Genomic DNA, 25041 nt, shown 5'->3' on the forward strand with positions numbered 1-25041 from the left:
ACGTACCAACTTAAACTGCAAGGAAATAGGGAGGTAATAGAATGGAAACGAGGGATTGTATTAAAAGCCGCCGAAGTATCCGGCGTTTTACCGGGCAACCCGTAACAAACGAGATGATTAGTGAGCTGCTGGAAGCGGTTCGCTGGTCACCTTCCTGGGCCAATACCCAATGCTGGGAAGTCGTTGTGGTGAAGGAAACCCCGGTTAAGGAAAGCCTGGTCAAACTGCTTTCTGATAATAATCCGGGTGCCAAAGGAATTATGGAGGCCCCGGTAGTAATGGTTTTATGCGGTAAAAAAGGGATATCCGGGGCCAAAAAAGGGGTAATGCAGACCGACAAAGGTGACTGGTTTATGTTTGATCTGGGAATTGCCTGTCAAAATCTTTGTCTGGCTGCACACGACCTGGGGCTGGGAACCGTACATATTGGCAGTTTCAATCACCAGGGGGTTGACCGGCTATTGGAACTGCCCGAGGATATTGGTTCAGTTGAGATAATCCCGGTAGGATTTCCGGCCAAAGAAGTAAACGCTCCTCCCAGAAAAGATCTGGAGAGCTTCGTGCATGCGGAAAAATATGGACAGAAGCCGGACTTCATATAGAAGTCGGCGAGGCATGAAGTGTTTAAAACTTCGCCTTGTCTTGTACAAATAAAGTGGCCAACCTGAAAAACCATAAATGCTTTTTGAATTTTTGGGGAAAATATGTACTGACAGATTAGAAGAATTCTCAAAAAACATGAGGAGGTAGATCTGTGGTACGTAAACCCTTAATTATTATTATTGTCAGTATCTGTTTTTTTCTTCTGGTTTCAAACCAAATCGAAGCGCGGTCTGAATCAAACCAGCCATCGACCCCACCCATTCGGGTTGATAATACCGATTATCCGGTTCTGTACGTAGGGGAGCCTTGCCTGGAAGGTGAGGCTGTTTGGATGGTGCAGGCGCGGTTAAGGGATCTTGGCTATGAAATAGTACCGAATGGCAGGTATGACTTGAAAACGAGTGAAGTGGTAAGGCTTTTCCAGTTGGCCCATCATCTAAAGACGAATGGCGTTGTATCTAAATCGGAATGGGAATGTTTGATGTATGATGAACCGGACACATCCTGCTTAACCGAAGCAACGAAAAACCAACCGAAAGTTATGATAGAAATAGATATTGGAAAACATAATTTAAAGGTATTCCATGATCGGGAATTGATCAAAGAATATCCGGTTGGAGTAGGTAAATGGAAAACCCCGTCTCCCCTGGGAGAATGGAAAGTTGTAAATAAGGGAATGGGATGGGGCAATGGTTTTGGAACCCGGTGGATGGGGCTTAACGTTCCCTGGGGAATCTACGGTATCCACGGAACCGACAAACCGTATTCGATAGGTGCCTCCATGTCACACGGCTGTATCCGTATGCGCAACCGGGATGTCGAGGATCTCTATCCCCGTATACCGGTGGGCACAACGGTTAAGATTGTGGAGAACGGTCAGATCTTTCCCAAGAACTTCAACGGACGTCCGTTGAAAAAGAAGCAGAGCGGGCAAAATGTTGTCTACCTGCAAAGCCGACTGAAGGAAGTAGGTATTATTTTTGACAGGGCCGATGGACGCTTTGGTAGCATGACTGAATTGGCGGTAAAATATTACCAGATCTGGCATGGCTTAGAACCGACCGGCATAGCCGATGAAGCTACCTACCGGTCTTTAGGAATGATTAAATAAGCCGAAGAAAAGTCTAAACGTTTTAAAAATATCGAGAATAATCAAGCAGGCCCGAACCATGCAGCGGTTACAGGCCTGCTTTTTTAATTAGAGTTTTGGTAGCTTTTAGAGCAACTACGTCGAACTACATCTTACCAGGTATCAACATAGGCATGTTTAGCATTGGCCTCATCACGAGCCGCTGCTGATTTCAGACCTCGCAGAATCCAGCGGCGGGTGTCCGCAGGATCGATAACGGAGTCTATTTCCAGATAAGAAGCCATGTTGACCGCTTTACCTCTAGCATATAATTGATCTACCAGTTTATTATACAGGGCTTCACGTTCCTGAGGATCTTCAACCGCGTTAAGCTCCTTTCGGTAACCGCTCTTAACCGCGCCTTCCAGCCCCATGGCTCCGAATTCACCTGTTGGCCAGGCCGCCGTAAAGAAGGATTCATGAAAACCGCCTCTGGCCATAGCCATTGCTCCCAGACCATAGCCGCGCCGTAACGCAACGGAGAAATATGGGACAGTAAGATGGGAGCCTATTACGAACATACGGCATACATGGCGTACCTGAGCACGTTCTTCTATATCAGGGCCGACCATGAACCCCGGGGTGTCGATAAGGGAAAGAACCGGCAAACCATGCGCTTCACAAATCTGCATCAAACGAGCCGCTTTGTCAGCCCCCTCAGCTTCTATAGCTCCGCCCATGTGCATACAGTTATTGGCAATTAAACCAAAAGGCTTGCCTTCGATACGAATGAAACCTGTAATCATACCGCAGCCAAAATCACGTCTTAATTCCAGGAAAGAACCTTCATCTGCCAAGGTTTCAATTACTTTGCGGACGTTATAGACCCGGCGCCGGTTTTCCGGGATCAAATTACGTAATGCCTTTTGATCCTTGACCTGCCATTCAGTTGTAGACCCTTGAAAATACGATAGGTATTGGCGGGCAACGGCTACCGCCTCGGCATCATCTTCAACGAGAATATCCACTACGCCGTTTTTAGTCTGCACATCCATAGGGCCGACTTCTTCCGGGGTAAATGAACCCAGACCTCCGCCTTCGATCATTACCGGTCCGCCCATGCCGATATTGGAGTTTTTAGTGGCGATAATCACATCGCAGCAACCCATTAAAGCAGCATTGCCCGCAAAGCATACGCCTGACAAGATACCTACCATGGGAACTTTGCCGCTAAGACCACCGAATAACCCAAAAGTGGACAAGTCCAGGCCAGAGATCATAACTCCGGTAGCATCAACATCCCCCGGTCTTCCTCCGCCGCCCTCGCCGAAGAAAACCAGAGGCAGGTGTTGTTCGTGGGCCAGTTTCAGCATGCGATCCATTTTTTTGTGGTTAAAAAATCCCTGGGTGCCGGCTAAAACTGTGTAATCATATGCCATCACAAAACAACGGGCTTTCTCTTCCCCAAATTGGTTACTGTTGATTGTGCCCACGCCAGTAATCAAACCATCAGCTGGGGTTCTTTCAATAAGGTCATCGACAGAACGCCGCTGACGTTGTGCGGCGATAGTTAATGCCCCGTATTCGATAAAACTGTCATCATCACATAGATCATAAATATTGGTGCGGGCAGTACGCTGGTTGCTTTTCTCTCGCTTGGCTACTGCGTCAGGGCGGTTTTCATCCAGACCATAGGAGTGACGTTTAATAACTTCGGCCAGCTCGGGGCGAAGTTTTTCGGTACCTGGTTCAGAATTGGTTTCATTAGTTTGGTTGGGGTTTACCACAGAATCACCTTCCTATATTTTTTGTTCGTTAAGGATAAAAAAGGAGTTACAGGTATTAAACGTAGCTGTAACCATTGTTTGCTGGAAAAACATACCACCTGCTTTCATTAACCATAATTAAATCATGAACGGATTATTTGAGCAAATCCGAAGCCAACCGTAAAAAGTATATTGACAAAAAACGATATTTTACTTAACGTTAAGTATACAGGTAGTGAAGTTTCCTTGCAAGTGATATAAAGGATATAAAACAGTATTATTGCTATTTAAAACCATTATGGGGCATACTTGCTGGTAATATTGCCAACGGACAAAATCAAAATACATTATGGAAAGGCGGTGAATTTATGTCATTGCCATTGCTAGTATTACTATCAGGAATTACCGGAGTATTTCTAGTTATGATTTTCTTACAGCTTATGGTCACCTTAAGCTCCAAGCTGGCCATTTTCCTGGAGAACAAGGCTCAGTCGAAAACGGATCAGTAATTTAGAAAAAAATATTATACAGATATCACCCTAAAGCCAGGTTAATAAGTCAACTATCCTTCGCAGCAACGCAAAAAATAAGCAAAATTATACCTAAGGGGGTAATAGAAGAATATGGAGTTTTTAACCAATATGTGGTCAACCATGGGCATTGGGAGCCTTTACTGGGGCAACGTTGTAATGTGGCTCATTGCTTTTCTATTTATCTACCTGGCTATTAAAAAGGAGTATGAACCTTTATTATTATTGCCTATTGCTTTCGGTATTCTCTTGGTAAATCTTCCCTCGGAGATTATGACCCCTGGGGAAGGACTGCTTTGGCGTTTTTACCACTATGGAGAAGAATGGGCAGTAATACCTCCCTTGATTTTTCTGGGTATTGGGGCCATGACTGATTTTGGACCGGTTATAGCTAATCCCAAGACATTGTTGTTGGGTGCCGGAGCCCAGGGAGGAGTATATATTGCCTTTCTTGGCGCACTGGCACTGGGCTTTTCCGTATCCCAGGCAGCGGTTGTCGGAATTATCGGCGGTGCTGACGGGCCCACCACGATCTTTCTAGCTTCCAAGCTGGCCCCTGAGATGATGGGGGTGTGTGCAGTTGCAGCCTATTCGTATATGGCCTTGGTACCTGTGATACAGCCGCCTGTCATGAAACTGCTTACTACCGAAGAAGAACGCAAGATCCGCATGAAGTCTCTGCGCAAGGTATCCAAGCTGGAGAAAATATTTTTTCCCATCATTACCGCTATCATTGTAATTCTTATTGTGCCGGATGCTGCGTCTTTGATGGGTATGTTTTGTTTAGGCAACCTGTTAAGGGAATCGGGAGTAGCAGATCGCTTGAGCAATGCTGCCCAAAACGAGTTAATGAACATCGTTACCATTTTCCTGGGGGTATCAGTCGGGGCCACTATGTCGGCCGAGGTATTCTTAACACCCAAGGTTATCTTCGTATTTATTTTAGGTATTGTAGCTTTTGCTTGTGCCACTGCCTGCGGGGTATTGCTGGCCAAGTTTATGAACCTTTTCTTAAAGGAAAAAATCAATCCTTTAATTGGGGCAGCGGGGGTGTCGGCCGTGCCTATGGCAGCCAGGGTTGCCCATAAAGTCGGTTCGGAAGCTGACAAAAAGAACTATTTGCTAATGCATGCTATGGGGCCTAACGTAGCAGGTGTTATTGGCACTGCAGTTGCAGCCGGAATGTTTTTAAGTGTGTTAAAATAGGTCATTATAACAGGCCTGATTAAAATTATAATAGACTAATAGACTAAAGGAGGAAACGATCATGGCAGCTTTGGAAAGCCCGATGGCAGGAAAGGTATTGGAGATTCTGGTACAAGAAGGACAGAAGGTAGCTGAAGATGATGAAGTTATCATTCTGGAAGCAATGAAAATGGAGAATCCAGTGTTTGCACCTGCGGATGGAGTTGTAAAGGAAATCAAGGTTAAAGTAGGTCAGCAGATAGCAGAATCGGAAGTTATTCTGGTTCTCGAATAAGACAACCTATCGGTTGGATTAAGCAGATACTATTTGGATTGGCTTTGATTAAGCTAAGCTGTTTTACCTCAACCGCATTTTAAGTTCCGTATTTAAATGAAACTGGGCGAAAAACCGCTTGGAAGTTGAAGATCAGATTCAGCTTTTAAGCGGTTTTTTATGACAATGTAAATTTCGCAATCTGTAAAAGCGGGGAAAAAACACGCCAAGCGGCTTTTCAAAGCGCAGCTTTTTAATATGTGATTATTTATTTGAGATTATCGGTGCAGTATTTTAAACTTAAGAGTATCATCACACTGTCTGGTGGGAAAGGCGGAAGTAAATTGAGGATTCTGGTGTTAGGGCTGGGCGCATTGGGGACGGTTTATTCCTGTTTATTAAAAAACAGAGGGCATGAGATTATTGGTCTGGATCTGGAGCCGGTTATCGCAGCTATAAACGAGCAGGGCGTAAAGGTTGAAGGTATATGGGGCGAACATGAGGCCCGTCTGGATCTGCTGGTGACCAATGCGGCCGAGTTGCAGGACGAGCAGTTTGATATGGTCATTCTGACTGTAAAATCATACGAAACCGGTGAGATATGCAGGCAGATCCAAGATCTTATCGGGCCGAATACCTATCTGCTGTTGGCCCAAAACGGATACGGCAACTATGAAGCCGCCTCCGAATATATTGCTGCCGACAGGATTGTTCTGGGCAGGGTTATATTTGGCGCCGAAACAGTTAAGTGGGGTCATTCCCGGGTGACGGTTATTGCTGATGATGTGTTGCTGGGTTCCCCCGACCAATTAATCGACCTGCGCATCCTGGAGGATTTAGCCCAGGTGTTTAATGCAGCCGGCATTCCTACCCGAGCATCTGCGCAAGTAATGCAATACGTTTGGGCTAAGATCATATATAATTCAGCCTTGAATCCCTTGGGGGCCATCCTGGAAGTACCCTATGGTCAACTGGCGGCCAATTATGATTCCAAGTCCTTAATGGATGAGATTATCAAAGAGATATTTGCGGTTTTAGAGGCCAGGGGACAAAAAACTCCCTGGGCGGATGCCCAGGAGTATATAGAGGCGTTTTATAGTCAAATGATACCTCCCACCGTTCTGCACCATGCTTCCATGCTGCAGGATATTCAAAGGGGACGCCGCACTGAAATTGATGCTTTAAACGGCGCAGTAATTAATTTGGGGAGAGCCTGCGGAGTACCAACTCCGGTTAACGAGGTGATTGTTTCCCTGCTTAAGGCGAAAGAAGCCTTAAGAGCCAAAGCCATGCGGGGTTAGTGAGAGAATAGACACAGATAACCCGATTAAAACGATTTAAAAGATATAGCCGATTTATGAAAAACTACTAAACACCGCAGCGGATGCTTTACTTCCGCTGGTAAACGAAGGTTTTGTTTCACCCCTTGCCCCTTACATTTTGTGGTTGTGATCTGTGGCCATGGGGGGATAATACATTTAAAGGAGTTGATTAACGAATGAAAAAAGTTGTCGATGCGCGGGGATTAAGCTGTCCCCAACCGGTGGTTCTGACTAAAAAAGCCCTGGATAGCCATGAAATAAACGAGATTTTAACAATCGTGGACAACCCCACCGCCCTGGAGAACGTGGTGCGGATGGTTAAAACTTTAAATCTTGAAAGCATGGTCGATGAAAAAGAGGGCCAGTATTATATCAGAATTTATAAAGAGGAAGGGCTGGCTGAAAAAGATGATGATAAGGAAATATTAGAGGGAAATACGGTTATCCTTATAGGCAGCAATGTTTTAGGGAACGGTGATGACAAGCTGGGGTCACTTTTAATGAAAAGTTTTCTATACACCCTGACCCAAATGGAAGGGGAAATACAATGCGTGATCTTTATGAACAGCGGCGTACTTTTAAATACGGCCGGTTCGGAGCTAGCAGACCATATCCAGGTGTTAAGCAACAATGGAATTGAAGTCCTGTCTTGCGGTACCTGTCTGGATTATTATAATGTCAGGGATAAATTAATGGTGGGATCTGTTTCCAATATGTATACGATTACGGAAAAAATCCTGCATGCCTGCAAAGTGATTACGTTATAACCTAAGTCCGGCTAGGTATCCTAACAAGGGTCTGGGGGTGTTCCCTTTAGTACTCTATTAATGACCCGGCAAATATCTTCAACCAGGAAAGGTTGGGGAAGAACCTCCAGAAATCCCTAGTTTTTATAATTGGCCATGATCGGATCATTGGAATCGATTGACAGCTAGTGTAAGTTCGTTCCATTATTTAACCTTGGCTGCATAAATAGCCACATTTGTAACCTCGTAACGATACTTAAATAATCTAGGTATATATGGGAAAAGTATTAAATGAATATGACAAATGGAGGGTTGGATTATGAAGTGGAAAAATCAAGGCAGTAGCTGGGCCGAAGAGATTGAGATAGCAGTTGAAGGACTTGCTGAACGTGTAAAGGAACTTATCCAGGAGGGTAATGTCAGGCGTCTGATTATCCGCAAGATGAATGGTGATTTATTGTTAGAAATTCCTCTTACCGCAGGAGTAGCAGTGGGTGCGGTTCTAACCTACCTATTGCCGCTATTGGTTGGATTGGTGGCTGTCACCGGTTTGCTGACCAGAGTAAAAATACAGGTAATACGCGATGATGGGTAATAAAGCAAAGCAGCCCATCTTTTCAAGACCGGACGATAACACTATTTGCAAAAGTGAGAGGTAAGGGGTGAGGCGGAACCTGCGGGGACTACAGATGCTCCCTAACGGTCGCTATTAAGGTGGCACCTTCAGGCACTACTGATGCTCCCTAACGGTCGCTATTAAGGTGGCACCTTCAGGCACTACTGATGCTCCCTAGCGGTCGCTATTAAGGTGGCACCTTAATTTTGCCGGAAGGGTCAGTTTTATTTGTGCCTACTAAAACTGCGTCAGCTTTCTTACTAATCTTTCCGTCTGCACTTTCCGCAGTAGCCGTAAACCTCAAAGTAATGTTCCAGGGGTTCAAAATCGTGGCTTTGAGCCAGGTTTCCTATGTCTTGGGCCATCGGACAGGCAGTCAGGTTTTCAATATCCTGGCAATTAATGCAGACCAAGTGGTGGTGATGCCCTATTGTGGCCGACTCATAACGGGCTTTGCCGTCTGCGAAGCTGTTTCTATATATGCTGCCCAATTCAGTCAGTATCTCCAGGTTACGATAAACAGTGCCCAGGCTGATTCTAGGCTGCGTTATTTTTACGGCCTGGTAAATTTCTTCGGCTGATAGATGTGATTGTTGCTTGGTCAATATATCCAAAATAGCTTGCCGTTGTTTCGTGGAGCGGACAATTTTTCCATTTGCTGTTTTGGGTTTATGATCACCTGGCACATAAATTGCTCCTTTTAGTTAAATTTTGCGTATCCCCACAGGGTTAAAACATAAAACAAGCTGGCACACAGCACGATGGTAGCACCGGTAGCCGTACCCCAGTAATAGGATAGGATTAAACCGGTTAATCCAGAGATGATGGCAATCAATACCGCTATTACATGATACTGGCGCATATTGCCGGCAATATTGCGGGCTGCAGCAGCAGGCAATATTAACAGGGAATTGATAATCAAGATACCAACCCATTGTATGGATATGGTTACGACTATGGCCATAATGACGCTGAAGATTATCTCTATATACAGTACCTTTATTCCCCGGCTGCCGGCCAGGGAAGGATTGACGCTTACTAAAAGCAGTTGATTGAAGAATCTGGCCCAAAAAAGCAAAACGATGATTAAAACGATTAAGAGCATTAAAATCTCTTGTACGGTAATGCTTAACAGATCACCTATTAGGAAATTGGAATATCTGGCAAATCCGCCTCCCCGTGACAGGATAACGATTCCCAGGGCAACCGCGGTAGAGGAAAATACCCCTATTACGGTATCAGGCGAAGATTTGCCGTGGGCTTTCACCAGAGAAATACCAATCGCCAGCAATACCGAAAATGCTAACATGGCAGCTAAGGGATCCCGCATTCCCAGCAATACTCCGATGGCAATCCCAGTCAGAGCAGAATGGCCGATGGCATCAGAGAAAAAGGCCATTTTATTATTGACTACCATAGTACCCAGTATACCAAAGAGCGGACTTACCAGGAAAACCGCCAGGAGTGCGTTTAACATAAAAGAATATTGAGCCCATTGGAAAGGAAGCAGGTTTTGTGCCCAAGCATAGTATGCGGCCATGGTCAGTCTCCTTTCCCGGAGTGGTCGACATCTAGGGGACATAGCTCTATTTTGCCAAATTCCTTAATTACCTGATCATTATTAAATACCTCCGCCGGTGTACCGCTACAGATTACGGTTTTATTTAGATAGACAATACGATCCGCATAACGAGCCATGAGGTTTAAATCATGGGATACCAGAATTATGGAAAGATCGTAGCGGTGGCGCAGATCGGAAACCATTTCATAGAAGATTTCCATACCGCGTTGATCAACCCCTGATACCGGTTCGTCCAGAAGCAGCAGGTCAGGAATGGGGGTTAGAGCCAGTGCCAACAATACCCGCTGCAGTTCGCCTCCCGAAAGTTTGCCCAGGCGTCTGTCCAGGAGATGGCTGGCTTGTACACGCTTAAGGGCCGTCTGACAATTTAACCGCTGAGCCTGACGATGTGACCAGCATACGGGCCAGCGGGAGGTGCTGGCTCCGAATAGATCCATTACACTAATCGGTGCACCGGGATCAAAATCCAAATGTTGAGGAACATAACCAACCAGCGGTGCAGATGTACTGCGATTGGCGGCATCCAGAAATCTTAATTCACCCTGGTGCGGTATTTCTCCCAGGATAGCTTTTAACAAAGTACTTTTGCCAGCCCCATTGGGGCCAATTATAGCTGTTAATTCCCCGCAGTGGATGTGTAGATTGACATCCTGCAGGATAACGGTATCGGCCAAATTTACTGCAAAGTTATTAATTTTCGTGCAACATAAACCACAGGCAGGGTTCTCAGTTGCTTTACAGGAGTTCGGGGCAGCCATTAGCGAAGTGCCTCAGTCAAGGTTTTTAGATTCTTACGCATAATCTGCAAATAAGCATCCGGATCATCGGGCCCGTTTACGGCTGGATCGAGTATATAGATTTTAGCCCCTGTATCCCGGGCGATTGCCTGCGCTGCTCCGGTTGGGTATTGGGGTTCGGTAAACAGAGCCTTTGCCTGGGATTTGCGTACCAGTTGAATCGTTTCAGCCAGTTCGGCGGGACTGGGATCAGAACCAGGCTCGCGCTGTACCACGGCCACAACATTAAGGTTAAATTCCTTAGCAAAATAGGGAAAGGCTTCATGGAAGGTCACAATGTTACGATTATCAATCCCATCTAGTTCACGGTGCATATCCTGCTGCAGATTCTCCAGTTTGGCGGTATAGACCGCAGCATTTTTGCGGTATTGAGCAGCCCGATCCGGATCCAGATCAGCTAATTGGGTGGCTATATTATTTACTTCTTTAATAGCACCGTCTATGCTGACCCAAACGTGAGGATTGCCCATTTCTTCGCCGTGTCCATGTTCATGTTCATGTTCATGGCTCTCCATAAGCTGGATACCTTGGCTGGCCGTTATTATTTTAAGCTGCGGCTGTTGTTGGATAGTTTTATCCAAAAAGCTCTCCGCCCCGGCTCCATTAACGATAAAAAAATCCGCTTTTTGCAGGGTTTTTACGTTATTCGGGGTTAATTGATAATCATGCAAACATCCGGTCTGGGGGCCGGTCAGATTGACTAACTCAATTTCGGGGATACCGGCGGTTATGTTCAAAGCCATGATATACATCGGGTAAAAAGAGGTTACGATGGTCTTTTTGTCCTTCTGAGGAGCATTAGCTGAGTTGGGGCTGGATTTAAGGTTGCAGCCGCTAAAAAGCAACAGACAGAAAATAATTAAGAGTGCCCAACAGCGTTGGAGGGGATGTTTTGAAATTAGATTCAAGGTAGTGCCTCCCTTTTTTATCAGTAATCATTCCTATTAACGCTTATTTTTATACATTCATTTATTAATGTCAAGCAAATTCCGATTTCAGTAGAAAAAGAAGCTGCCCCTTTTGGGGACAGCTTCTTTTTCTACTGAATGAAGTATGGGTAATAAAATTATATAGTAGTATTAATAATAAGCGGGTGTTATTAAACTCCCTTATTCCTTCACTTCCTCCAGAGTATTAAACCATTTTTCGTTATGGTGGGCACTGATTTCAGCATCAATATACCCATCGATCATCATGGAAGCAAATTCAACCCTGGATTTGGGGTGAATGGCGGCCAGGAAGAAATGACCGCACACAGCCAGTATTAAAATAGCTGCTACCCAGAAATGAACACTGTAGCAAAAGGCCAGGAAAGCAGGTGGAACTACAGCCCGCCAAAGCCACATGGGAAATCCGGTCAGGATAAGCAGGAGACAGCCAATTATAATAATGAGGCCCAGCATTTTCTGGCCGGCATTGTATTTATCCTGAGGAGGAACTTCACCTTTCAAAAAAGGAATATAGCCTCCCATGGTTTTCAGCCAGCCGATATCGTCCTTGGTAATGGTGGTAATAGTATCAACGAAACGGGCAAAGCGTTCGAAGTTTAACAGGATATATAATGCCGGACCGACAACGAATACGACTCCCGCCCAACGATGAACCATGGAGGCATTAGCGCCCCCGCCGAACATATTGTTAATAAACCCGATATTAAAATAGAAACCTATCCCGGTCAGGGCCAGAATGATAAATGCTACCAGGTGCACCCAGTGCATGGTGCGCGTTTGTTCGCCGTGTTTTAGAACTTTCCCTCTTACTTCGCTCATATAAATCCCTCCTACGCGGCGTCATGCTGGTGAGCATGCAGTTCTTTGATCAATTCAGGAATGTCCTGGCCGTATTTGGTGTGCAGGAGATGATGAGCTTTTTCACTTACAGGCTTAACTTCTCCCGGAGACAGAAAATCCTTGTAAATTTGCAGTATTTCTGGATTCTGATGAGATTTTCTGATCGCCATTTTTTCATCCAGGGTATAAAGACCACTGATACGTTTTTCTATGTATGCATCGCTGGCTGCCCAGGCATCGTAACCAAATTTAGCGAAAACGCCGCTTATTACGATGGTTGCTGCCAGCATGCCCGAGCCTTTGAAAAACTGCCTGCGGGTGAAGGTGCCTTTTTCTCTAAAAATACTCATTTACATCCCCCTCTCTTAATACATATCGCGGCGTATAGGCTGCCCGCCGCCATTTATGCAACCGCCCGGACAGTTCATCACTTCGATAAAGTGGTATGAGCTACGTCCGGCCAGAACATCCTCAATTACCCGTCCTACATATTTGGTTCCGGTAACGACACATACTTTTACCGGTAACGTAGTTCCCAGATCTTTAATAGGGATCTCTACAGTTGCTTCGCGAATAGGTTTTTGGCCGCGTACGGATTTGAATTCGACTTTCCCCAGTGATTGGCCGCTGAGCAGTTCATAGGCCGTCCGCAAAGCAGCTTCCATGACCCCGCCGGTTACCCCAAAGATAGTGGCAGCACCGGTAGAAGCTCCCACCAGGCGATCGGCTTCTTCATTGGGGAGACTGTTAAAGTCTATGCCCTTTTCTTTGATCATATCTGCCAGTTCGCGGGTAGTTATTACATAATCAACATCCTGATATCCGCTGGCTATCATTTCCGGCCGGTTACATTCGTATTTTTTAGCCGTACAGGGCATAACCGAAACTGAAACCATATCTGCCGGTTTGACTCCCAGCTTTTCAGCCACATAGGTCTTGGCTACAGCGCCAAACATCTGCTGCGGGGATTTAGCTGATGATAGATTGGGTAGAATAGCCGGATAGTGATCTTCTGCGTATTTTATCCAGGCCGGGCAGCAGGATGTAAATTGGGGCAGAGGGCCGCTGGATTCGTAACCGGGAGCGCCAACCGCCTTAAAAACCCGGTGGATTAATTCAGTGCCTTCCTCCATAATTGTCAGGTCGGCAGCAAATTCCGTATCGTAGACTTTATCAAACCCCAGCTTGCGTAAAGAAGCGTACATTTTTCCCTTCACATTGGTGCCGGGATCCATGCCAAATTCTTCCCCTAAAGCCACTCTGACTGCCGGGGCTTCCTGAACCACAACATATTTGCTGGGGTCTGCCAGGGCCTTTTTGACCTCTTTTACCATGCTGGTGTCAGTTATCGCCCCGAACGGGCAATTAATCAAACATTGTCCGCAATTAATACATAGTTTGGGATCGATATGATGTTTTTGTCCCAGCTTCCCATGAATAGCACCGGTTGGGCAAATAGACGTACAATGATCACAGGACTTACACTTTTTAGTTACCTGTATTATCCCTGTATTTGCCAATGTAGCTGTGCTCAAACCATTTCCCTCCTCCATATACTTCCTAAGAAAAACCATTCCCATTTAAAATAATCCCAATTGATTGCTAAGAGTAGCGTCCGCATTTTCACCTCCTCACATTTGCCTTAAGCGCACCCTTAAAAATATCCGGACAGGCTATCAAAAGGCTTCTGCAGCGGCATTTTATAAAAAAATGACCGGCAAAGAAATGCCGGCCATTAATTTACAATACTTGCAACCTAGCTACGCTAAGCAGTGTATCCATATGAGCATCCCCTTTTCACCCTGGAAGGCCCGCAAGTTTCCTGTCGAACCCTAATGGCCAGAAAATCATAACGTTATACGCCTTAGATTAACCGGCTCGGAGCATAGTATATGCTGTTGTCTGCCCCCTGTATCCTTCATGGATAAATTAGCGGATAGCCCGTCTGCATCTACGCAGGCTATAATAAGGTATGGCTGTATTTGATTTATAAAAGCAATTCCTACTGATTTTCAGGTGTTATAAAGGTGGATACTGGCCCATATTAAAAGATTAATTATTTGATGTTAGTTTATCATCAAATATATATGCTGACAAGCAGTTGCCAACAAATGCTGATAGTATTATTCTGAACGTAGAACCCATCCAAAAACAAAACAGGTAAAAACTACACCAGGCTATACGGTTGGCAAAAAGAATGGAGGGGATGATTTGAGGATCGCGGTGGTTGATGGACAGGGGGGAGGGATCGGACGACTTATCGTTGAAAAGCTGCGTCAGGAAATGGGAACAGGCATTCAGATAATCGGCTTGGGAACCAATGCGGTAGCTAGTTCGGTTATGTTAAAAGCGGGGGCCAATGAGGGGGCCAGCGGTGAAAATGCCGTCATTTTTAACGCAGGTAAGGTGGACTGTATAACCGGCTCAGTATCCATAATTGCGGCCAACTCTTTTGCCGGGGAGCTTACCGCCCGAATGGCAGAAGCTATTGCTACGGCAGATGCGGTTAAGGTCTTGATCCCTTTAAACCGCTCAGGGATACAGATAACCGGGACAATAGGCGAATCTTTGCCTATACAGGTTGATCATCTGGTGCAAAAAGTACGTGAACTGCTGGAAACGTATAATGAAATTTAATTGACTATAGTGAAACTCCAAGAATGTACAAGAAGGGTGGTAATTGTTTTGTGCAAGAATATGCCGCCATTGGAAATGGCTATTCAATTTCACGGTCATATATGCCCGGGTTTATTGATGGGCGTAAGGGTGGCCGAATTTGCCCAAGAAAAATTAGGAATTAGCCAGGCTGCTGATGAGGAATTGCTGGCTGTGGTAGAAACGGATTCCTGCGGAGTCGATGCCATACAGGCGATACTAAGCTGTACGTTCGGCAAAGGAAATCTGATATTTAAAGATTACGGCAAGAATGTATACACTATTGCCAGCCGGGAAAAACAACGCGCGCTGCGCATTGCTCAGAGATACAATAATCAAAAAAGCCCTGAATCCATGCGCTATCGTGAGCTTGCTCAAAAGGAGTATCTGACTGATGCTGAGACAGCGGAAAAAGAGAACCTGATTGGAATTATATTTGAGAAAATCATGAGTACGCCTTTTGAAGAAATATTCAGCTGGCAGGAAATTGATTTCGATTTCCCCCCCCGGGCTCAGATACGTGCTACGCTGCAGTGCGCGGTTTGCGGGGAAGGGGTTATGGATAGCAGGGCTACCGAAACCCCCCACGGTTTTATTTGCCCGACCTGCTTGTCTTAAAGAAGGAGGTAGAGCTTAATGTGTGAATCTAATGTCTATATAGACCGGGAAGGTAAGGAAGAACTCCTTTTGGAGAGTGTGGATCGGATCATCCCGGGCGAAGATGGCACTATATTTCTGGAGAGTATTTTCGGGGAACGCAAGGTGGTAAAAGCCCGTATTCGGGAAATGGAACTGGTGCATCATCGTATCATTCTCGAAGAAGTTCGAAATCCAGTTTTAAGTGATTATAGCCAGGAAATTTGGCTGGAACCAATGACCGACCATGGTCATTTTCACGGCGGTGAGGAAGTAAGGTTAGAGCTTTTTAAAGGCTACAATATGAAACCTGACTGCAAAGCATCCTTTGATGAACTCAAGGCCTTTGTGGCCAACGATGGATTAGTCAGTGAGGTGCAAATTAAAGAGCATCATGAAAACCTGGAAATTAATCTGGGTCAGGAAGCCGATGGACTTTTGCAGATTTATGTTAAGGAAAGCGGCGCGAAAGAACTTTATGCCAAGGTAGTAATGGAGATCGGGCACCATCATCATCATGGCCTTAAGCCGCTGGGGTTGCCGCTGGAAATAATACCTGTAGATTACAGCCATGCCCGTATGGGAGAAAACTATGAAATCCAGGTTCTAAAGGATGGTCAGCCTCTGCCGGGAGCTAATGTGAAAGTAACTTATGCCAGCACCAAGAACCGAGAATATCCACATCGCTTAACCACGAACGAAGACGGTCGCGCCAAGATTTTTCTGACCGCCCGAGGAAATTACCTTTTTACAGTTCAAGAAAACAATATCAGCAGTACTTATACACTCGTTAAGAGTTTTTAAAAACCGGTGCGGAAATTTAATGAGAAAAATTATATTACGGGGATTAATTATAACCAAAAAACAACTATTTTTATAATTTTAAGCAGGAAAAACAGAGTAACTGTTGAATATTTCGTTTAATTAGCACCATGAAGGCGCAACGTTGGATTTATTCCCTATTTACCGAATGTCAGATTAATTTATATACAATATATAACGTGTACCATGAAGGTATTAACCCGTCATAGATAGGTTGAGCTTTTCATGGTTTTTTATTTTCGGTTGAGGGAAGTGTTTTGTGCTGTTGCGGCAGGTTTGTTTACAAAAAAGGGGGAGGTATTTAGATGCATATTCCGGATGGTTATTTAAGTCCACAGACAGCTATTCCTTTTGTTGCGCTTATGATCCCGGTTTGGGGTATAGCGGTCAAAAAGGTGCAAAAAACGCTGAAAAAAAAGGAAGTGCCCGTATTAGCTATCGGGGCAGCTTTTTCATTTACGATTATGATGTTTAATCTGCCGATACCTGGCGGCAGTTCCGCACATGCGGTGGGGGCGGTATTACTGGCAATTCTGTTAGGGCCTTGGGCCGCCTGCATAGGTGTGTCCGTGGCCCTTATAATACAAGCCCTGATTTTTGGGGACGGCGGGGTACTGGCTATCGGAGCCAATTGCTTTAACATGGGATTTGTTATGCCTATGGTCGGTTATTATGTATACCGGCTTATAAAAGGCCAGGCCGAATCCCTGTCAACCCGTTCCCTGATAGCTGCTTTCATGGCTGGATATCTAGGCTTAAATGCTGCGGCGTTAATAACGGCAGTAGAATTCGGCTCCCAATACCACTTATTCCAGGCAGCCAATGGCATGCCGCTATATTTCCCGGTTCCTCTTAAGGTGGCAGTAGCCGCTATGATGAGTGAACACTTGATCCTGGCCGGGCCGGTTGAAGGTCTGGTAACAGCCCTGGGGGTATGGTTTGTGGGGAAAAACTATCCGGCTATTATGGCGGAACGTATGGAAATTGGCGGCAGGTTAGATGATTGGGGGGTTGGCAAGCATGTTTAAGAGTTTTCGCAAGTTGTGGCTGGTACTGGGTGTATTAATTGTTCTCTCACCACTGGGATTGATTGCAACCGGAACTGCATTTGGGGAATGGGGTTTGGATGAGTTGATGGAAGAGGTGGGTTTTATCCCGGCCGGACTAGAGAAACTAGCTGACTTTTGGACCAGAAGTCCCCTGCCGGATTATGCCATACCTGGTCTGGATGCCACTTTGGTTCAATCTGCGGGCGGCTACATATTATCGGCTGTAGTAGGAGCGGCTTTGGTTATAGCAATTCTGAGCCTGCTCGCCAAAATCGTTAAGGACTAGGGAAAAGAAAGAAAGGGAAGAAATACATGCTGCTTCCTGAGTGGATGATTGACGAATATGACATCGATCCTCCCGTAACCTTGGCTAAAGGCCGCTCCAGCAATTATCTAACTAAGAGTATTCGCAATATGCGCTCAGTAATATGTGAGGATTTGCAAACCGAGCGTTTTGCCAGACAGGCTGGATTGTTGCAACGGCTTAAACCTGGTATAAAACTGCTGGCAATGATCCTGCTAATACTGGCGGCCAGTTTGTGCCGACAGATATCTTTTTTGCTGCTACTTTGGCTGGTCACTTTAGTATTTATGCGAATGTCTCGTTTACCGGTATGGGTTCTGCAAAAACGTATCTGGGGCTTTATTCCCTTGATTACCTTGCTTTTTACCTTGCCCATGACCCTCAACGTATTCGTTGATGGCACCCCTTTGGTAACGCTTTATCAATCAGCCCGGGCCGATAACTGGCTGGGTATTACCTGGCCAACCGTACTGTTTGTCAGTCAAGAGGGAGTCCTGGCCGTAACCTTCCTTTTTTTAAGAGTGGGGAATTCTTTATCCCTGGGGGTCATACTGGTTATGACTACACCGGTGGCAGATATTTTTAATTCCTTGCGTTTGCTGCGAATACCACCGCTATTTATAATGATTATTGAAATGACTTATAGGTATATAATCGTGCTCTTATCTGTTTCGATGGAAATGTTTGAGGCTCGCAGGCTGCGTACTGTAGGAGATATACCGGCCAAATGGCAACGAGCGCAAATAGGTTCCTCCATCGCCTCCCTTTTTGCCCGTAGCATGACGCTTGCCGAGGAGGTCTATCAGGCGATGTGTGCCCGGGGTTATACGGGTGAAATAACTGCAAACCAGCCGTGTGAATTTCCCCGTCTGGATCTGATGGCGCAAATATGATAAGCTGTGTTAATAATATCAGCTTGCTATCGGGGGGCTTATTCTGGCCGGTACAATCTTAGAGTTGGATTGCGTATCATTTAGTTATGACGGTTACGAATACTTGTTTGACGATTTTAGCCTGAAGATATCATCCGGGGAGAGTGTTTGTATCCTAGGGGCCAATGGTTCAGGCAAATCTACGCTGTTAAAAATACTCTGCGGTTTGGCTTATCCGTCTAAAGGTAGTTTTTGGGCTTTTGGTCAGAAAATTACGGAAGATTTGCTGGAAGATAATCGCATTGCGCAAAAATTTCACCGCCGTATAGGATTTATTTTTCAAAACTCTGATGCCCAGTTATTTAATTCCCGGGTATGGGATGAAATAGCCTTTGGCCCGTACCAGCTCGGCTTAAGTAAAGAAGAAGTCAGGGCCAGGGTCGAGGATGTATTGACGATGCTTAATCTAAAAAACCTCGCCGACCGTTCCCCCTATCGCCTGAGCGGAGGAGAGAAAAAAAAAGTCGCCGTTGCTTCTGCTCTGATTCTTAATCCAGAGGTTTTAATTCTGGATGAGCCTACCAACGGGTTAGATCCCAAAACCCAACGCTGGCTGATTGAGTTGTTGCTGGAGTTAAATAAACGCGGTCGTACGATTATTACGTCTACCCACAATCTGGATCTGGCGCATGCCATCTCAAAACGGGCTCTGGTATTGTCGGAAGACCATCGGCTGGTATACGATGGCCCCTGCCACCAAGCTCTGGCAGACAGTCAATTGCTAATGTCGGTAAACCTGATTGACGAATACCATCATGTGCATGATGCTAAAGAACATAGACATCGTTATACACATGGTTAAGATTTGTAAATGCGCAGATTGCGGAGAGAATTACCTTGGATATTTCTAAATCCCCGTTATGTTTACTTTTTCTAAATCATATAATTGAAAATGGCTTTTTAATTACTACATCTTGCTATGAGGGGCATTATGTAATAAAAAAAATATAATATTTTTCTGCAGGATTTTAGCTATTCCGCATAGAATGTAAACTTTGATATTGCCCAAAAAAGCTCCTGTTCTATTCTCCGAGCCTGCGATTCTATCGGCAATGAATGCTATGATGACCAGGTCTAAGGGTTCATTGGGAAACGAATGAGCCTTCCATTGTGAAAAGGAGATGCTTGAGGTTAGGCAACGAATAAGCGTATCTATGAAAGATACAGGCTTATCAATGTGCGCATTGCTGCCCAGCATTTCTAGGCTGGGCTTTTTTTATGGATGGGATAAGACATATTACATATGTATAAAGATAAAAATCTTCGAGTTTGATAGTCTACGGCGATGAACGCTATGATGATCAGGCCTAAGGGTTCATTGGGAAACGAATGAGCCTTCCATTGTGAAAAGAAGATGTTGAGGTCGGACACGGCATAAGTGTATCCAGGAAGGATACTTATTGCATGTTTTTGAAAACCCAGCATTTCTTGGCTGGGTTTTTTGGCCTTTAGGTATTTGAAAATAACCGGATTTTTCAAAAAGGATGTTTTGGATGCATGAGTTATCTCTAATGGAAGGCGTTATGGAAATAGTAAAAGATAGTGCCGCCCAGAACAATATCAAACGGGTTAAACATTTAAAGTTGGTAGTGGGCAAATTTTCCATGGCCCTGCCCGACAGTCTGCGATTTGCCTTTGATGCTTTGGCGGGAGTTGAGGAACTATTTCAAGGGGCGGTTTTGGAAATCGAAGAAAAAGATATAATATGTCTCTGCCAGCAATGCCAGCAGAGAACTACCATTGAAGATGGTTTCCATTTTGTTTGTTCCAGTTGCGGATCAATCCGGTTGGAAATAGTCCAGGGTCGGGAACTGTATTTGGATTACTATGAAGGGGACGAAAACTGATGGTACAAGTTCGTTTGGAAAGCAATCTATTAGGAGCCAATGAAATGCTGGCCAGGAAAAACCGGGGTGTTTTTCAGAGTCAGGGTTTGCTGGTAATTAACCTGATGAGTTCTCCGGGTTCTGGTAAAACAACGCTTTTAGAGAAAACCATTGAATATTTGGGTGACCGGCTGAAAATTGGGGTTATTGAAGGAGACCTTTATACCGATCAGGATGCCCGGCGGATCGAACAAAAAGGGGTGCGGGTAATCCAGATTAATACGGAAGGTGCCTGCCACCTGGATGCAGGGATGGTAGGCAAGGCTTTTGCAGAGCTTCCCGGTGATGATTTGGATTTGCTATTTATTGAGAATGTCGGCAACCTGGTATGTCCGGCTGAATTCGATCTGGGGGAGGATTTCAAGGCAGTCGTCATCAGTACTACCGAAGGCAATGATAAACCATTAAAATACCCGCTAATTTTCCGTGAGGCCCGGGTCATTTTGCTGAACAAAATAGACCTTTTACCTTATACAGATTTTAGTTTGGAAAGGTTCAGAGAAGATCTGGCCCAGATTAATCCAACGGCTCCCGTATTTTTAGTTTCCGGTCGTACCGGCCAGGGAATCAAAGAATGGAATGAGTGGTTATTAGGGGAGGTGAGGACGAGAGGGATTAAGGATTGAAAAGGGGTTTGAAGAAGCAGAATTAATTTTAAACGTTAAATCCCGAGGGTAGTAAATTCTTATTAATTTTATTGGGGGGGAATGTTTTAAATGCCTACCAAACTAAGTCGACGCGACTTTGTTAAGCTCTGCGCTGGGTCAGCGGCAGCTATATCCATGTCCGGATTGCTGGCACCGTATTTGGCTCAAGCGGTCGAGGCGGGAGCTCCGCCGGTTATCTGGATTCAGGGGGCTAGCTGTACAGGATGTTCAATTTCTCTATTAAACACTGTTCACCCGGATATCAAGGAAGTATTGCTTAATACTATCAGTGTTCGTTATCATCCTAATCTTTCTGCAGCCTCCGGGGATCTGGCTGTTAACGAAGGTATATTTAAGACCGCCCGGGACAATCCCAAAAAGTATTTCCTGGTGGTTGAAGGTGCTGTTCCTACCGGTGCTGACGGAATGTATTGTATGGTAGGAGAACGCAACGGCCAGCATATTACCTTCCTGGATATGGTAAAGGAGCTGGGCAGCCAGGCCGCAGCTATTTTGAATTTCGGAACCTGTTCGGCCTATGGCGGACTGCCGGCTACCCCACCTAACCCAACCGGATGCAAGGCGGTGGGTGATGTCGTCAAAAACGTTCCGATCGTTAACGTGCCCGGATGTCCTCCGCATCCCGACTGGATGGTGGGAACGATTGCCCACGTACTCCTTTATAAGGACATACCTGAGTTGGACAGCTTTGGGCGTCCGAAGATGTTTTTCAGCCACATAATTCATGATAATTGTGAAAGACGCCAGTATTTCGATAATGCTATTTTTGCCAAAAACTTCGGCGAACCGGGTTGCCTGCTGGAATTAGGCTGCAAAGGCCCCATGGCTTTTTGCGACTCCAGTACCCGTCCTTGGAACGGTGGGGTGAATTGGTGCATACGTGCCGGGGCACCCTGCTTAGCCTGCACAGAACCGCAATTTCCTGGTTGGCCTATTTATGAAAGAATGCCTGAGATGCCTATAGGTCCTGCTATGACTGCTACTGTTGACCAAATCGGCGGCGTATTAGGAGCGGCTGCAGTGCTGGGTATCGGCGGACATCTGGCTGGCAACGTAATGACCGGCCGCATAGGTGGCAAAAATAATGAGAAAGAAGGTGACAACTAATGGCTGAAAGAGTCGTCATCGATCCTGTAACAAGAATAGAAGGTCATCTTAAGGTTGAAGTCCAAGTTGAAGCTGGCTCAGTAGTTGACGCCCACGCCAGCGGTATGCTCTTTAGAGGATTGGAACTGATTATGCGTGGTCGTGACCCTCGCGACGCCATGCAGATCATGCAGCGCGTCTGCGGCGTTTGACCGGTAGGACATGCCAGCGCGGGATCGCTGGCCTTGGACAACGCTTTTGGTATCGAACCGCCTCCCAATGGTCGGATTATTAGAAACCTGATTTTAGGCTCCAATTATATCCAGTCGCACGTTTTACATTTCTTCCATCTGGCTGCCCTTGATTATGTCATGGGTCCGGATGTACCTCCTTTCGTACCCCGTTACCAGGGGGATTATCGTCTGCCCGATGATATTAATAAACAAGCGGTAGACAACTATTTGCTGGCTCTTAACATACGCCGCAAGGCCCATGAAATGACAGCTTTGTGGGGCGGGAAAATGCCGCATCAGCAAGCTATTGTACCGGGTGGGGTAACTGAGGTGCCTAATACCCAGAAGATTTTCGAGTTTGTTGATCGCTTGAATGAGGTAATTGATTTTATTGACAACGTTTATATTCCCACTGTCAAGGCTGTGGCGGGAGCATACCCGGATTATTTTGACATTGGCCGCGGCAGCATGAATATGCTGGCGTATGGTGCTTTTCCCCTGGAGGAGGGGATGGATCACCTGAAGAAGAAAAAATTCTTTCCGGCTGGTGTATATCTGCGTGGGCAATACATGGAACTGCAGCCTGACAAGATTACTGAGCAGGTGAAATACTCCTGGTTTAAGGATGGCATTGCTGCCACGCCTGAGCAGGCCAGAGTCGAGCCGGATGTCCACAAGAAAGATGCCTATTCTTTCCTGAAGGCTCCCAGGTACAATGGCGAAGTAATGGAAGTAGGGCCGCTAGCCCGAGCCATAGTAGCCAAGCAAAAGGACGTAGTCGCACTAGGTGATAAAGCTTTCTCAGTAATGGGTCGTCATTTTGCCCGGGCTGTGGAGGCTTCACAAGTGGCTCATGCCATGAAAGACTGGGTTTTAAAACTGGAAGCAGGCAAACCGGTTGCCACCCCTCATAAGATACCTTCCTCAGCCCAGGGGATAGGTTTGACAGAAGCTGCCCGGGGTGCCTTGGGGCACTGGAATCATATCGAACACGGGCGAACCGCTGTTTATAACGCTATAGTACCAAGTACCTGGAATATGTCTCCTCGCGATGACCGAAGCCAATTGGGTACCATGGAACAAGCATTGATCGGAACACCGGTGAAAGACACAAAGAATCCTTTAGAAGTGGTTCGGGTTATTAGATCCTTTGACCCATGTCTGGCATGTGCCATTCATATTATGACCCCCGATAAAAAGGTGATCAGTCAATTCCAGATTAATTAGGGGGTGAGAAAGTGGTTAAAGAGATGGAAGTTAGACATTCTATCTGGATAAGGTTCTTTCACTGGACCAATATGATAGCCATTACCTTGTTGATGCTGACCGGATACTATATCCACAGTCCGCATGGTTTCAAGATTTTTAGCAATATGGATACTCCCCGGATGCTCCATTTTGCTATGGCCTATTTGTTGTGCTTTGGAGTAGTAGGCAGGGTATATTATGCTATTGTAGCTGATGATGCCAAAAATATAGTTTATAACATAAAAGAAGATACACTTAAATTCCCGAGTATGATCAAATACTACCTGTTTATGTCAGATACCCATCCCTATTACGGCAAGTACAATCCCGGGCAAAAAATGATGTATACCGGTTGGCTGTTTTTAGCCTTGATTCAGATTATTACCGGATTTATACTCTACAAACCGGTTACCTTTGCCTGGCTAGGCGGTGTTTTGGGCGGGATGATTGCTATCCGGGTTGTTCACTATGTGGTGACCTGGTTGTTCTTGTTATCCGTTCTGGCCCATGTCTACCTGGATATTTCCGAAGGAATTCCGGTATTAAAATCGATGTTTACCGGTAAACTGCCGGCTGATTTTGACCATGGGGTTCATGAAGAAATTCCTGCTGACGAAGGTGTCAGTGCCTAAACTAACAAGGGGGATAAGCCTTGAAGAACAAAATAATGGTTGTAGGAATCGGTAACTATATTTTGCAAGATGAAGGCGTTGGAGTTCATGCCGTCAACCGTTTGATGGAAATGAACCTACCGGATTGGGTCGAACTCGTTGACGGGGGAACCCATAGCTACGATCTGGTTGACTTTTTCTGTCAGGCAGATAACCTTATTATTATCGATGCCATCCAGGCCGGGGGAGAGCCGGGTACCATGTACCGGGCTCCCCTGGAGGAAATGGGCTTAAGGCCCGAAGAAAACTGTACCTCCTTGCACCAGATGCACTTTATTGAAGCAGTCAGAATGGTAAATCTTCTGGGCTACTACCCTAACGTTATAGTTTTTGGAGTAGAACCAGAGGTGATTGACTGGGGTATGGAATTGAGTCCTAGAGTGGCGGAAAAGCTGCCGCGCTTAACTGAACTTGTTGTGCAGGAAATAAATACTCTTATGGCCGTATAACAACTCCATGCAAATAGCTTAATTGTGTTACGGACTGAAGGGGCCGGGCTTCCGCTCAAAAAACCAGGTTTTAAAGTATATGCGATGATGCGGCGATAGCGTATTGCTTAAAAACTAAAATT

30 protein-coding genes and 3 riboswitches are annotated in these 25041 nt (G+C 45.6%); of the genes, 22 read left to right on the forward strand and 8 right to left on the reverse strand.

All coding sequences use genetic code 11. The features are described 5' to 3' along the window. Positions 1–41: 41 nt before the first annotated feature. Both AAV90_RS04320 and AAV90_RS04325 read left to right on the forward strand, forming a co-directional pair. A complete protein-coding gene (locus AAV90_RS04320; RefSeq protein ID WP_046496243.1) occupies positions 42–602 on the forward strand; it encodes a nitroreductase family protein in 561 nt (186 codons plus the stop codon). Between the two features lie 152 nt (positions 603–754). Continuing rightward, positions 755–1714 carry a L,D-transpeptidase family protein gene (locus AAV90_RS04325; RefSeq protein WP_052729600.1) on the forward strand — a complete coding sequence of 320 codons (960 nt, stop codon included), beginning with the start codon at positions 755–757 and terminating at the stop codon, positions 1712–1714. Positions 1715–1845: 131 nt separating this feature from the next. On the opposite strand, the gene AAV90_RS04330 is transcribed toward AAV90_RS04325, so the two are convergent. Beyond that, positions 1846–3459, reverse strand: coding sequence for an acyl-CoA carboxylase subunit beta (locus AAV90_RS04330; protein ID WP_046496245.1), 1614 nt, complete (start codon positions 3457–3459; stop codon positions 1846–1848). Positions 3460–3806: 347 nt separating this feature from the next. Here AAV90_RS04330 and AAV90_RS04335 point away from each other — a divergent pair, with 347 nt between their 5' ends. The 6 genes from AAV90_RS04335 to AAV90_RS04360 all read left to right on the forward strand — a co-directional run bounded on the left by AAV90_RS04335 (position 3807) and on the right by AAV90_RS04360 (position 8090). Then, positions 3807–3947, forward strand: a complete 141-nt coding sequence (locus tag AAV90_RS04335) for a hypothetical protein (protein WP_046496247.1) — start codon at positions 3807–3809, stop codon at positions 3945–3947. A 114-nt stretch (positions 3948–4061) separates the two neighbouring features. Next, on the forward strand, positions 4062–5174 hold the full coding sequence (locus AAV90_RS04340; RefSeq protein ID WP_046496250.1) for a sodium ion-translocating decarboxylase subunit beta: 1113 nt from the start codon (positions 4062–4064) through the stop codon (positions 5172–5174). Positions 5175–5235: 61 nt separating this feature from the next. Then, positions 5236–5448, forward strand: coding sequence for a biotin/lipoyl-containing protein (locus AAV90_RS04345; protein WP_046496252.1), 213 nt, complete (start codon positions 5236–5238; stop codon positions 5446–5448). Between the two features lie 263 nt (positions 5449–5711). Beyond that, positions 5712–6728, forward strand: coding sequence for a ketopantoate reductase family protein (locus tag AAV90_RS04350; protein ID WP_242847481.1), 1017 nt, complete (start codon positions 5712–5714; stop codon positions 6726–6728). 197 nt (positions 6729–6925) lie between these two features. Then, positions 6926–7516, forward strand: coding sequence for a sulfurtransferase-like selenium metabolism protein YedF (yedF, locus tag AAV90_RS04355; protein ID WP_046496255.1), 591 nt, complete (start codon positions 6926–6928; stop codon positions 7514–7516). 298 nt (positions 7517–7814) lie between these two features. After that, complete coding sequence (locus AAV90_RS04360; protein WP_046496257.1) at positions 7815–8090, forward strand: DUF4342 domain-containing protein; 276 nt, start codon at positions 7815–7817, stop codon at positions 8088–8090. Between the two features lie 281 nt (positions 8091–8371). On the opposite strand, the gene AAV90_RS04365 is transcribed toward AAV90_RS04360, so the two are convergent. The 7 genes from AAV90_RS04365 to AAV90_RS04395 all read right to left on the reverse strand — a co-directional run bounded on the left by AAV90_RS04365 (position 8372) and on the right by AAV90_RS04395 (position 13815). Continuing rightward, positions 8372–8797, reverse strand: a complete 426-nt coding sequence (locus AAV90_RS04365) for a Fur family transcriptional regulator (RefSeq protein WP_046496258.1) — start codon at positions 8795–8797, stop codon at positions 8372–8374. A gap of 14 nt (positions 8798–8811) precedes the next feature. Then, entirely contained in the window at positions 8812–9651 is an 840-nt protein-coding gene (locus tag AAV90_RS04370) for a metal ABC transporter permease (RefSeq protein ID WP_046496260.1), read from the reverse strand. Between the two features lie 2 nt (positions 9652–9653). Continuing rightward, positions 9654–10451, reverse strand: coding sequence for a metal ABC transporter ATP-binding protein (locus AAV90_RS04375; RefSeq protein ID WP_046496262.1), 798 nt, complete (start codon positions 10449–10451; stop codon positions 9654–9656). Continuing rightward, complete coding sequence (locus tag AAV90_RS04380; RefSeq protein ID WP_046496264.1) at positions 10451–11398, reverse strand: metal ABC transporter substrate-binding protein; 948 nt, start codon at positions 11396–11398, stop codon at positions 10451–10453. The genes AAV90_RS04375 and AAV90_RS04380 overlap by 1 nt, the downstream gene beginning before the upstream one ends. A gap of 201 nt (positions 11399–11599) precedes the next feature. Continuing rightward, on the reverse strand, positions 11600–12259 hold the full coding sequence (locus tag AAV90_RS04385) for a formate dehydrogenase subunit gamma (protein WP_046496267.1): 660 nt from the start codon (positions 12257–12259) through the stop codon (positions 11600–11602). Between the two features lie 11 nt (positions 12260–12270). After that, positions 12271–12630, reverse strand: a complete 360-nt coding sequence (locus AAV90_RS04390; protein WP_046496269.1) for an iron hydrogenase small subunit — start codon at positions 12628–12630, stop codon at positions 12271–12273. Positions 12631–12645: 15 nt separating this feature from the next. After that, a complete protein-coding gene (locus tag AAV90_RS04395) occupies positions 12646–13815 on the reverse strand; it encodes a [FeFe] hydrogenase, group A (protein ID WP_046496270.1) in 1170 nt (389 codons plus the stop codon). 239 nt (positions 13816–14054) lie between these two features. Further along, positions 14055–14176: riboswitch (molybdenum cofactor riboswitch) on the reverse strand. A gap of 315 nt (positions 14177–14491) precedes the next feature. Between AAV90_RS04395 and AAV90_RS04400 the strand changes: the two genes are divergently transcribed. The 14 genes from AAV90_RS04400 to AAV90_RS04460 all read left to right on the forward strand — a co-directional run bounded on the left by AAV90_RS04400 (position 14492) and on the right by AAV90_RS04460 (position 24919). After that, on the forward strand, positions 14492–14917 hold the full coding sequence (locus AAV90_RS04400) for a DUF3842 family protein (protein ID WP_046496272.1): 426 nt from the start codon (positions 14492–14494) through the stop codon (positions 14915–14917). Between the two features lie 48 nt (positions 14918–14965). Next, positions 14966–15553, forward strand: a complete 588-nt coding sequence (locus tag AAV90_RS04405; RefSeq protein WP_052729601.1) for an FmdE family protein — start codon at positions 14966–14968, stop codon at positions 15551–15553. Positions 15554–15571: 18 nt separating this feature from the next. Next, positions 15572–16375, forward strand: a complete 804-nt coding sequence (locus tag AAV90_RS15585) for a CooT family nickel-binding protein (RefSeq protein ID WP_076982605.1) — start codon at positions 15572–15574, stop codon at positions 16373–16375. 323 nt (positions 16376–16698) lie between these two features. Next, positions 16699–17421 (forward strand): cobalt transporter CbiM, encoded by a 723-nt coding sequence (gene cbiM, locus AAV90_RS04415; protein WP_046496274.1) that lies wholly within the window; start codon positions 16699–16701, stop codon positions 17419–17421. Further along, positions 17414–17728: a PDGLE domain-containing protein gene (locus AAV90_RS04420; RefSeq protein ID WP_046496276.1), complete on the forward strand. Its 315-nt coding sequence runs from the start codon at positions 17414–17416 to the stop codon at positions 17726–17728. Before cbiM ends, AAV90_RS04420 begins: the two co-directional genes overlap by 8 nt. A 26-nt stretch (positions 17729–17754) precedes the next feature. Then, positions 17755–18639, forward strand: a complete 885-nt coding sequence (gene cbiQ, locus AAV90_RS04425) for a cobalt ECF transporter T component CbiQ (protein WP_046496278.1) — start codon at positions 17755–17757, stop codon at positions 18637–18639. Positions 18640–18703: 64 nt separating this feature from the next. Next, positions 18704–19480: an energy-coupling factor ABC transporter ATP-binding protein gene (locus AAV90_RS04430; RefSeq protein WP_341363010.1), complete on the forward strand. Its 777-nt coding sequence runs from the start codon at positions 18704–18706 to the stop codon at positions 19478–19480. Between the two features lie 213 nt (positions 19481–19693). Continuing rightward, a riboswitch (molybdenum cofactor riboswitch) is annotated at positions 19694–19815 on the forward strand. A 112-nt stretch (positions 19816–19927) separates the two neighbouring features. Beyond that, positions 19928–20048, forward strand: a riboswitch (molybdenum cofactor riboswitch). A gap of 123 nt (positions 20049–20171) precedes the next feature. Further along, a complete protein-coding gene (locus tag AAV90_RS04435; RefSeq protein ID WP_052729602.1) occupies positions 20172–20525 on the forward strand; it encodes a hydrogenase maturation nickel metallochaperone HypA/HybF in 354 nt (117 codons plus the stop codon). Next, positions 20525–21190, forward strand: a complete 666-nt coding sequence (gene hypB / locus AAV90_RS04440; RefSeq protein ID WP_046496282.1) for a hydrogenase nickel incorporation protein HypB — start codon at positions 20525–20527, stop codon at positions 21188–21190. Before AAV90_RS04435 ends, hypB begins: the two co-directional genes overlap by 1 nt. 90 nt (positions 21191–21280) lie before the next feature. Further along, positions 21281–22339, forward strand: coding sequence for a hydrogenase small subunit (locus tag AAV90_RS04445; RefSeq protein ID WP_046496284.1), 1059 nt, complete (start codon positions 21281–21283; stop codon positions 22337–22339). Then, complete coding sequence (locus AAV90_RS15705; RefSeq protein WP_242847487.1) at positions 22339–22530, forward strand: nickel-dependent hydrogenase large subunit; 192 nt, start codon at positions 22339–22341, stop codon at positions 22528–22530. The genes AAV90_RS04445 and AAV90_RS15705 overlap by 1 nt, the downstream gene beginning before the upstream one ends. Next, the gene (locus AAV90_RS04450; protein WP_278279295.1) at positions 22444–23778 is read left to right on the forward strand and encodes a nickel-dependent hydrogenase large subunit; all 1335 of its coding nucleotides are present in this window, start codon (positions 22444–22446) and stop codon (positions 23776–23778) included. The genes AAV90_RS15705 and AAV90_RS04450 overlap by 87 nt, the downstream gene beginning before the upstream one ends. Before the next feature lie 11 nt (positions 23779–23789). Next, complete coding sequence (gene cybH / locus AAV90_RS04455; protein ID WP_242847482.1) at positions 23790–24431, forward strand: Ni/Fe-hydrogenase, b-type cytochrome subunit; 642 nt, start codon at positions 23790–23792, stop codon at positions 24429–24431. 20 nt (positions 24432–24451) lie between these two features. After that, positions 24452–24919 carry a HyaD/HybD family hydrogenase maturation endopeptidase gene (locus AAV90_RS04460; protein WP_052729603.1) on the forward strand — a complete coding sequence of 156 codons (468 nt, stop codon included), beginning with the start codon at positions 24452–24454 and terminating at the stop codon, positions 24917–24919. Positions 24920–25041: the final 122 nt, after the last annotated feature.

Source organism: Syntrophomonas zehnderi OL-4 (genome assembly GCF_000983115.1).
Classification (GTDB): Bacteria; Bacillota; Syntrophomonadia; order Syntrophomonadales; family Syntrophomonadaceae; genus Syntrophomonas_B; species Syntrophomonas_B zehnderi.

What these genes read in the sequence shown, in the direction of transcription:
- AAV90_RS04435 (WP_052729602.1), top strand. Translation starts at nt 20,172, where the DNA reads ATGCATGAGTTATCTCTAATGGAAGGCGTTATGGAAATAGTAAAAGAT.
- AAV90_RS04360 (WP_046496257.1), top strand. Translation starts at nt 7,815, where the DNA reads ATGAAGTGGAAAAATCAAGGCAGTAGCTGGGCCGAAGAGATTGAGATA.
- cbiQ (WP_046496278.1), top strand. Translation starts at nt 17,755, where the DNA reads ATGCTGCTTCCTGAGTGGATGATTGACGAATATGACATCGATCCTCCC.
- AAV90_RS04335 (WP_046496247.1), top strand. Translation starts at nt 3,807, where the DNA reads ATGTCATTGCCATTGCTAGTATTACTATCAGGAATTACCGGAGTATTT.
- cbiM (WP_046496274.1), top strand. Translation starts at nt 16,699, where the DNA reads ATGCATATTCCGGATGGTTATTTAAGTCCACAGACAGCTATTCCTTTT.
- AAV90_RS04385 (WP_046496267.1), bottom strand. Translation starts at nt 12,259, where the DNA reads ATGAGCGAAGTAAGAGGGAAAGTTCTAAAACACGGCGAACAAACGCGC.
- AAV90_RS04340 (WP_046496250.1), top strand. Translation starts at nt 4,062, where the DNA reads ATGGAGTTTTTAACCAATATGTGGTCAACCATGGGCATTGGGAGCCTT.
- AAV90_RS15705 (WP_242847487.1), top strand. Translation starts at nt 22,339, where the DNA reads ATGGCTGAAAGAGTCGTCATCGATCCTGTAACAAGAATAGAAGGTCAT.
- AAV90_RS04345 (WP_046496252.1), top strand. Translation starts at nt 5,236, where the DNA reads ATGGCAGCTTTGGAAAGCCCGATGGCAGGAAAGGTATTGGAGATTCTG.
- AAV90_RS15585 (WP_076982605.1), top strand. Translation starts at nt 15,572, where the DNA reads ATGTGTGAATCTAATGTCTATATAGACCGGGAAGGTAAGGAAGAACTC.
- AAV90_RS04375 (WP_046496262.1), bottom strand. Translation starts at nt 10,451, where the DNA reads ATGGCTGCCCCGAACTCCTGTAAAGCAACTGAGAACCCTGCCTGTGGT.
- AAV90_RS04320 (WP_046496243.1), top strand. Translation starts at nt 42, where the DNA reads ATGGAAACGAGGGATTGTATTAAAAGCCGCCGAAGTATCCGGCGTTTT.
- AAV90_RS04420 (WP_046496276.1), top strand. Translation starts at nt 17,414, where the DNA reads ATGTTTAAGAGTTTTCGCAAGTTGTGGCTGGTACTGGGTGTATTAATT.
- yedF (WP_046496255.1), top strand. Translation starts at nt 6,926, where the DNA reads ATGAAAAAAGTTGTCGATGCGCGGGGATTAAGCTGTCCCCAACCGGTG.
- AAV90_RS04370 (WP_046496260.1), bottom strand. Translation starts at nt 9,651, where the DNA reads ATGGCCGCATACTATGCTTGGGCACAAAACCTGCTTCCTTTCCAATGG.
- hypB (WP_046496282.1), top strand. Translation starts at nt 20,525, where the DNA reads ATGGTACAAGTTCGTTTGGAAAGCAATCTATTAGGAGCCAATGAAATG.
- AAV90_RS04445 (WP_046496284.1), top strand. Translation starts at nt 21,281, where the DNA reads ATGCCTACCAAACTAAGTCGACGCGACTTTGTTAAGCTCTGCGCTGGG.
- AAV90_RS04390 (WP_046496269.1), bottom strand. Translation starts at nt 12,630, where the DNA reads ATGAGTATTTTTAGAGAAAAAGGCACCTTCACCCGCAGGCAGTTTTTC.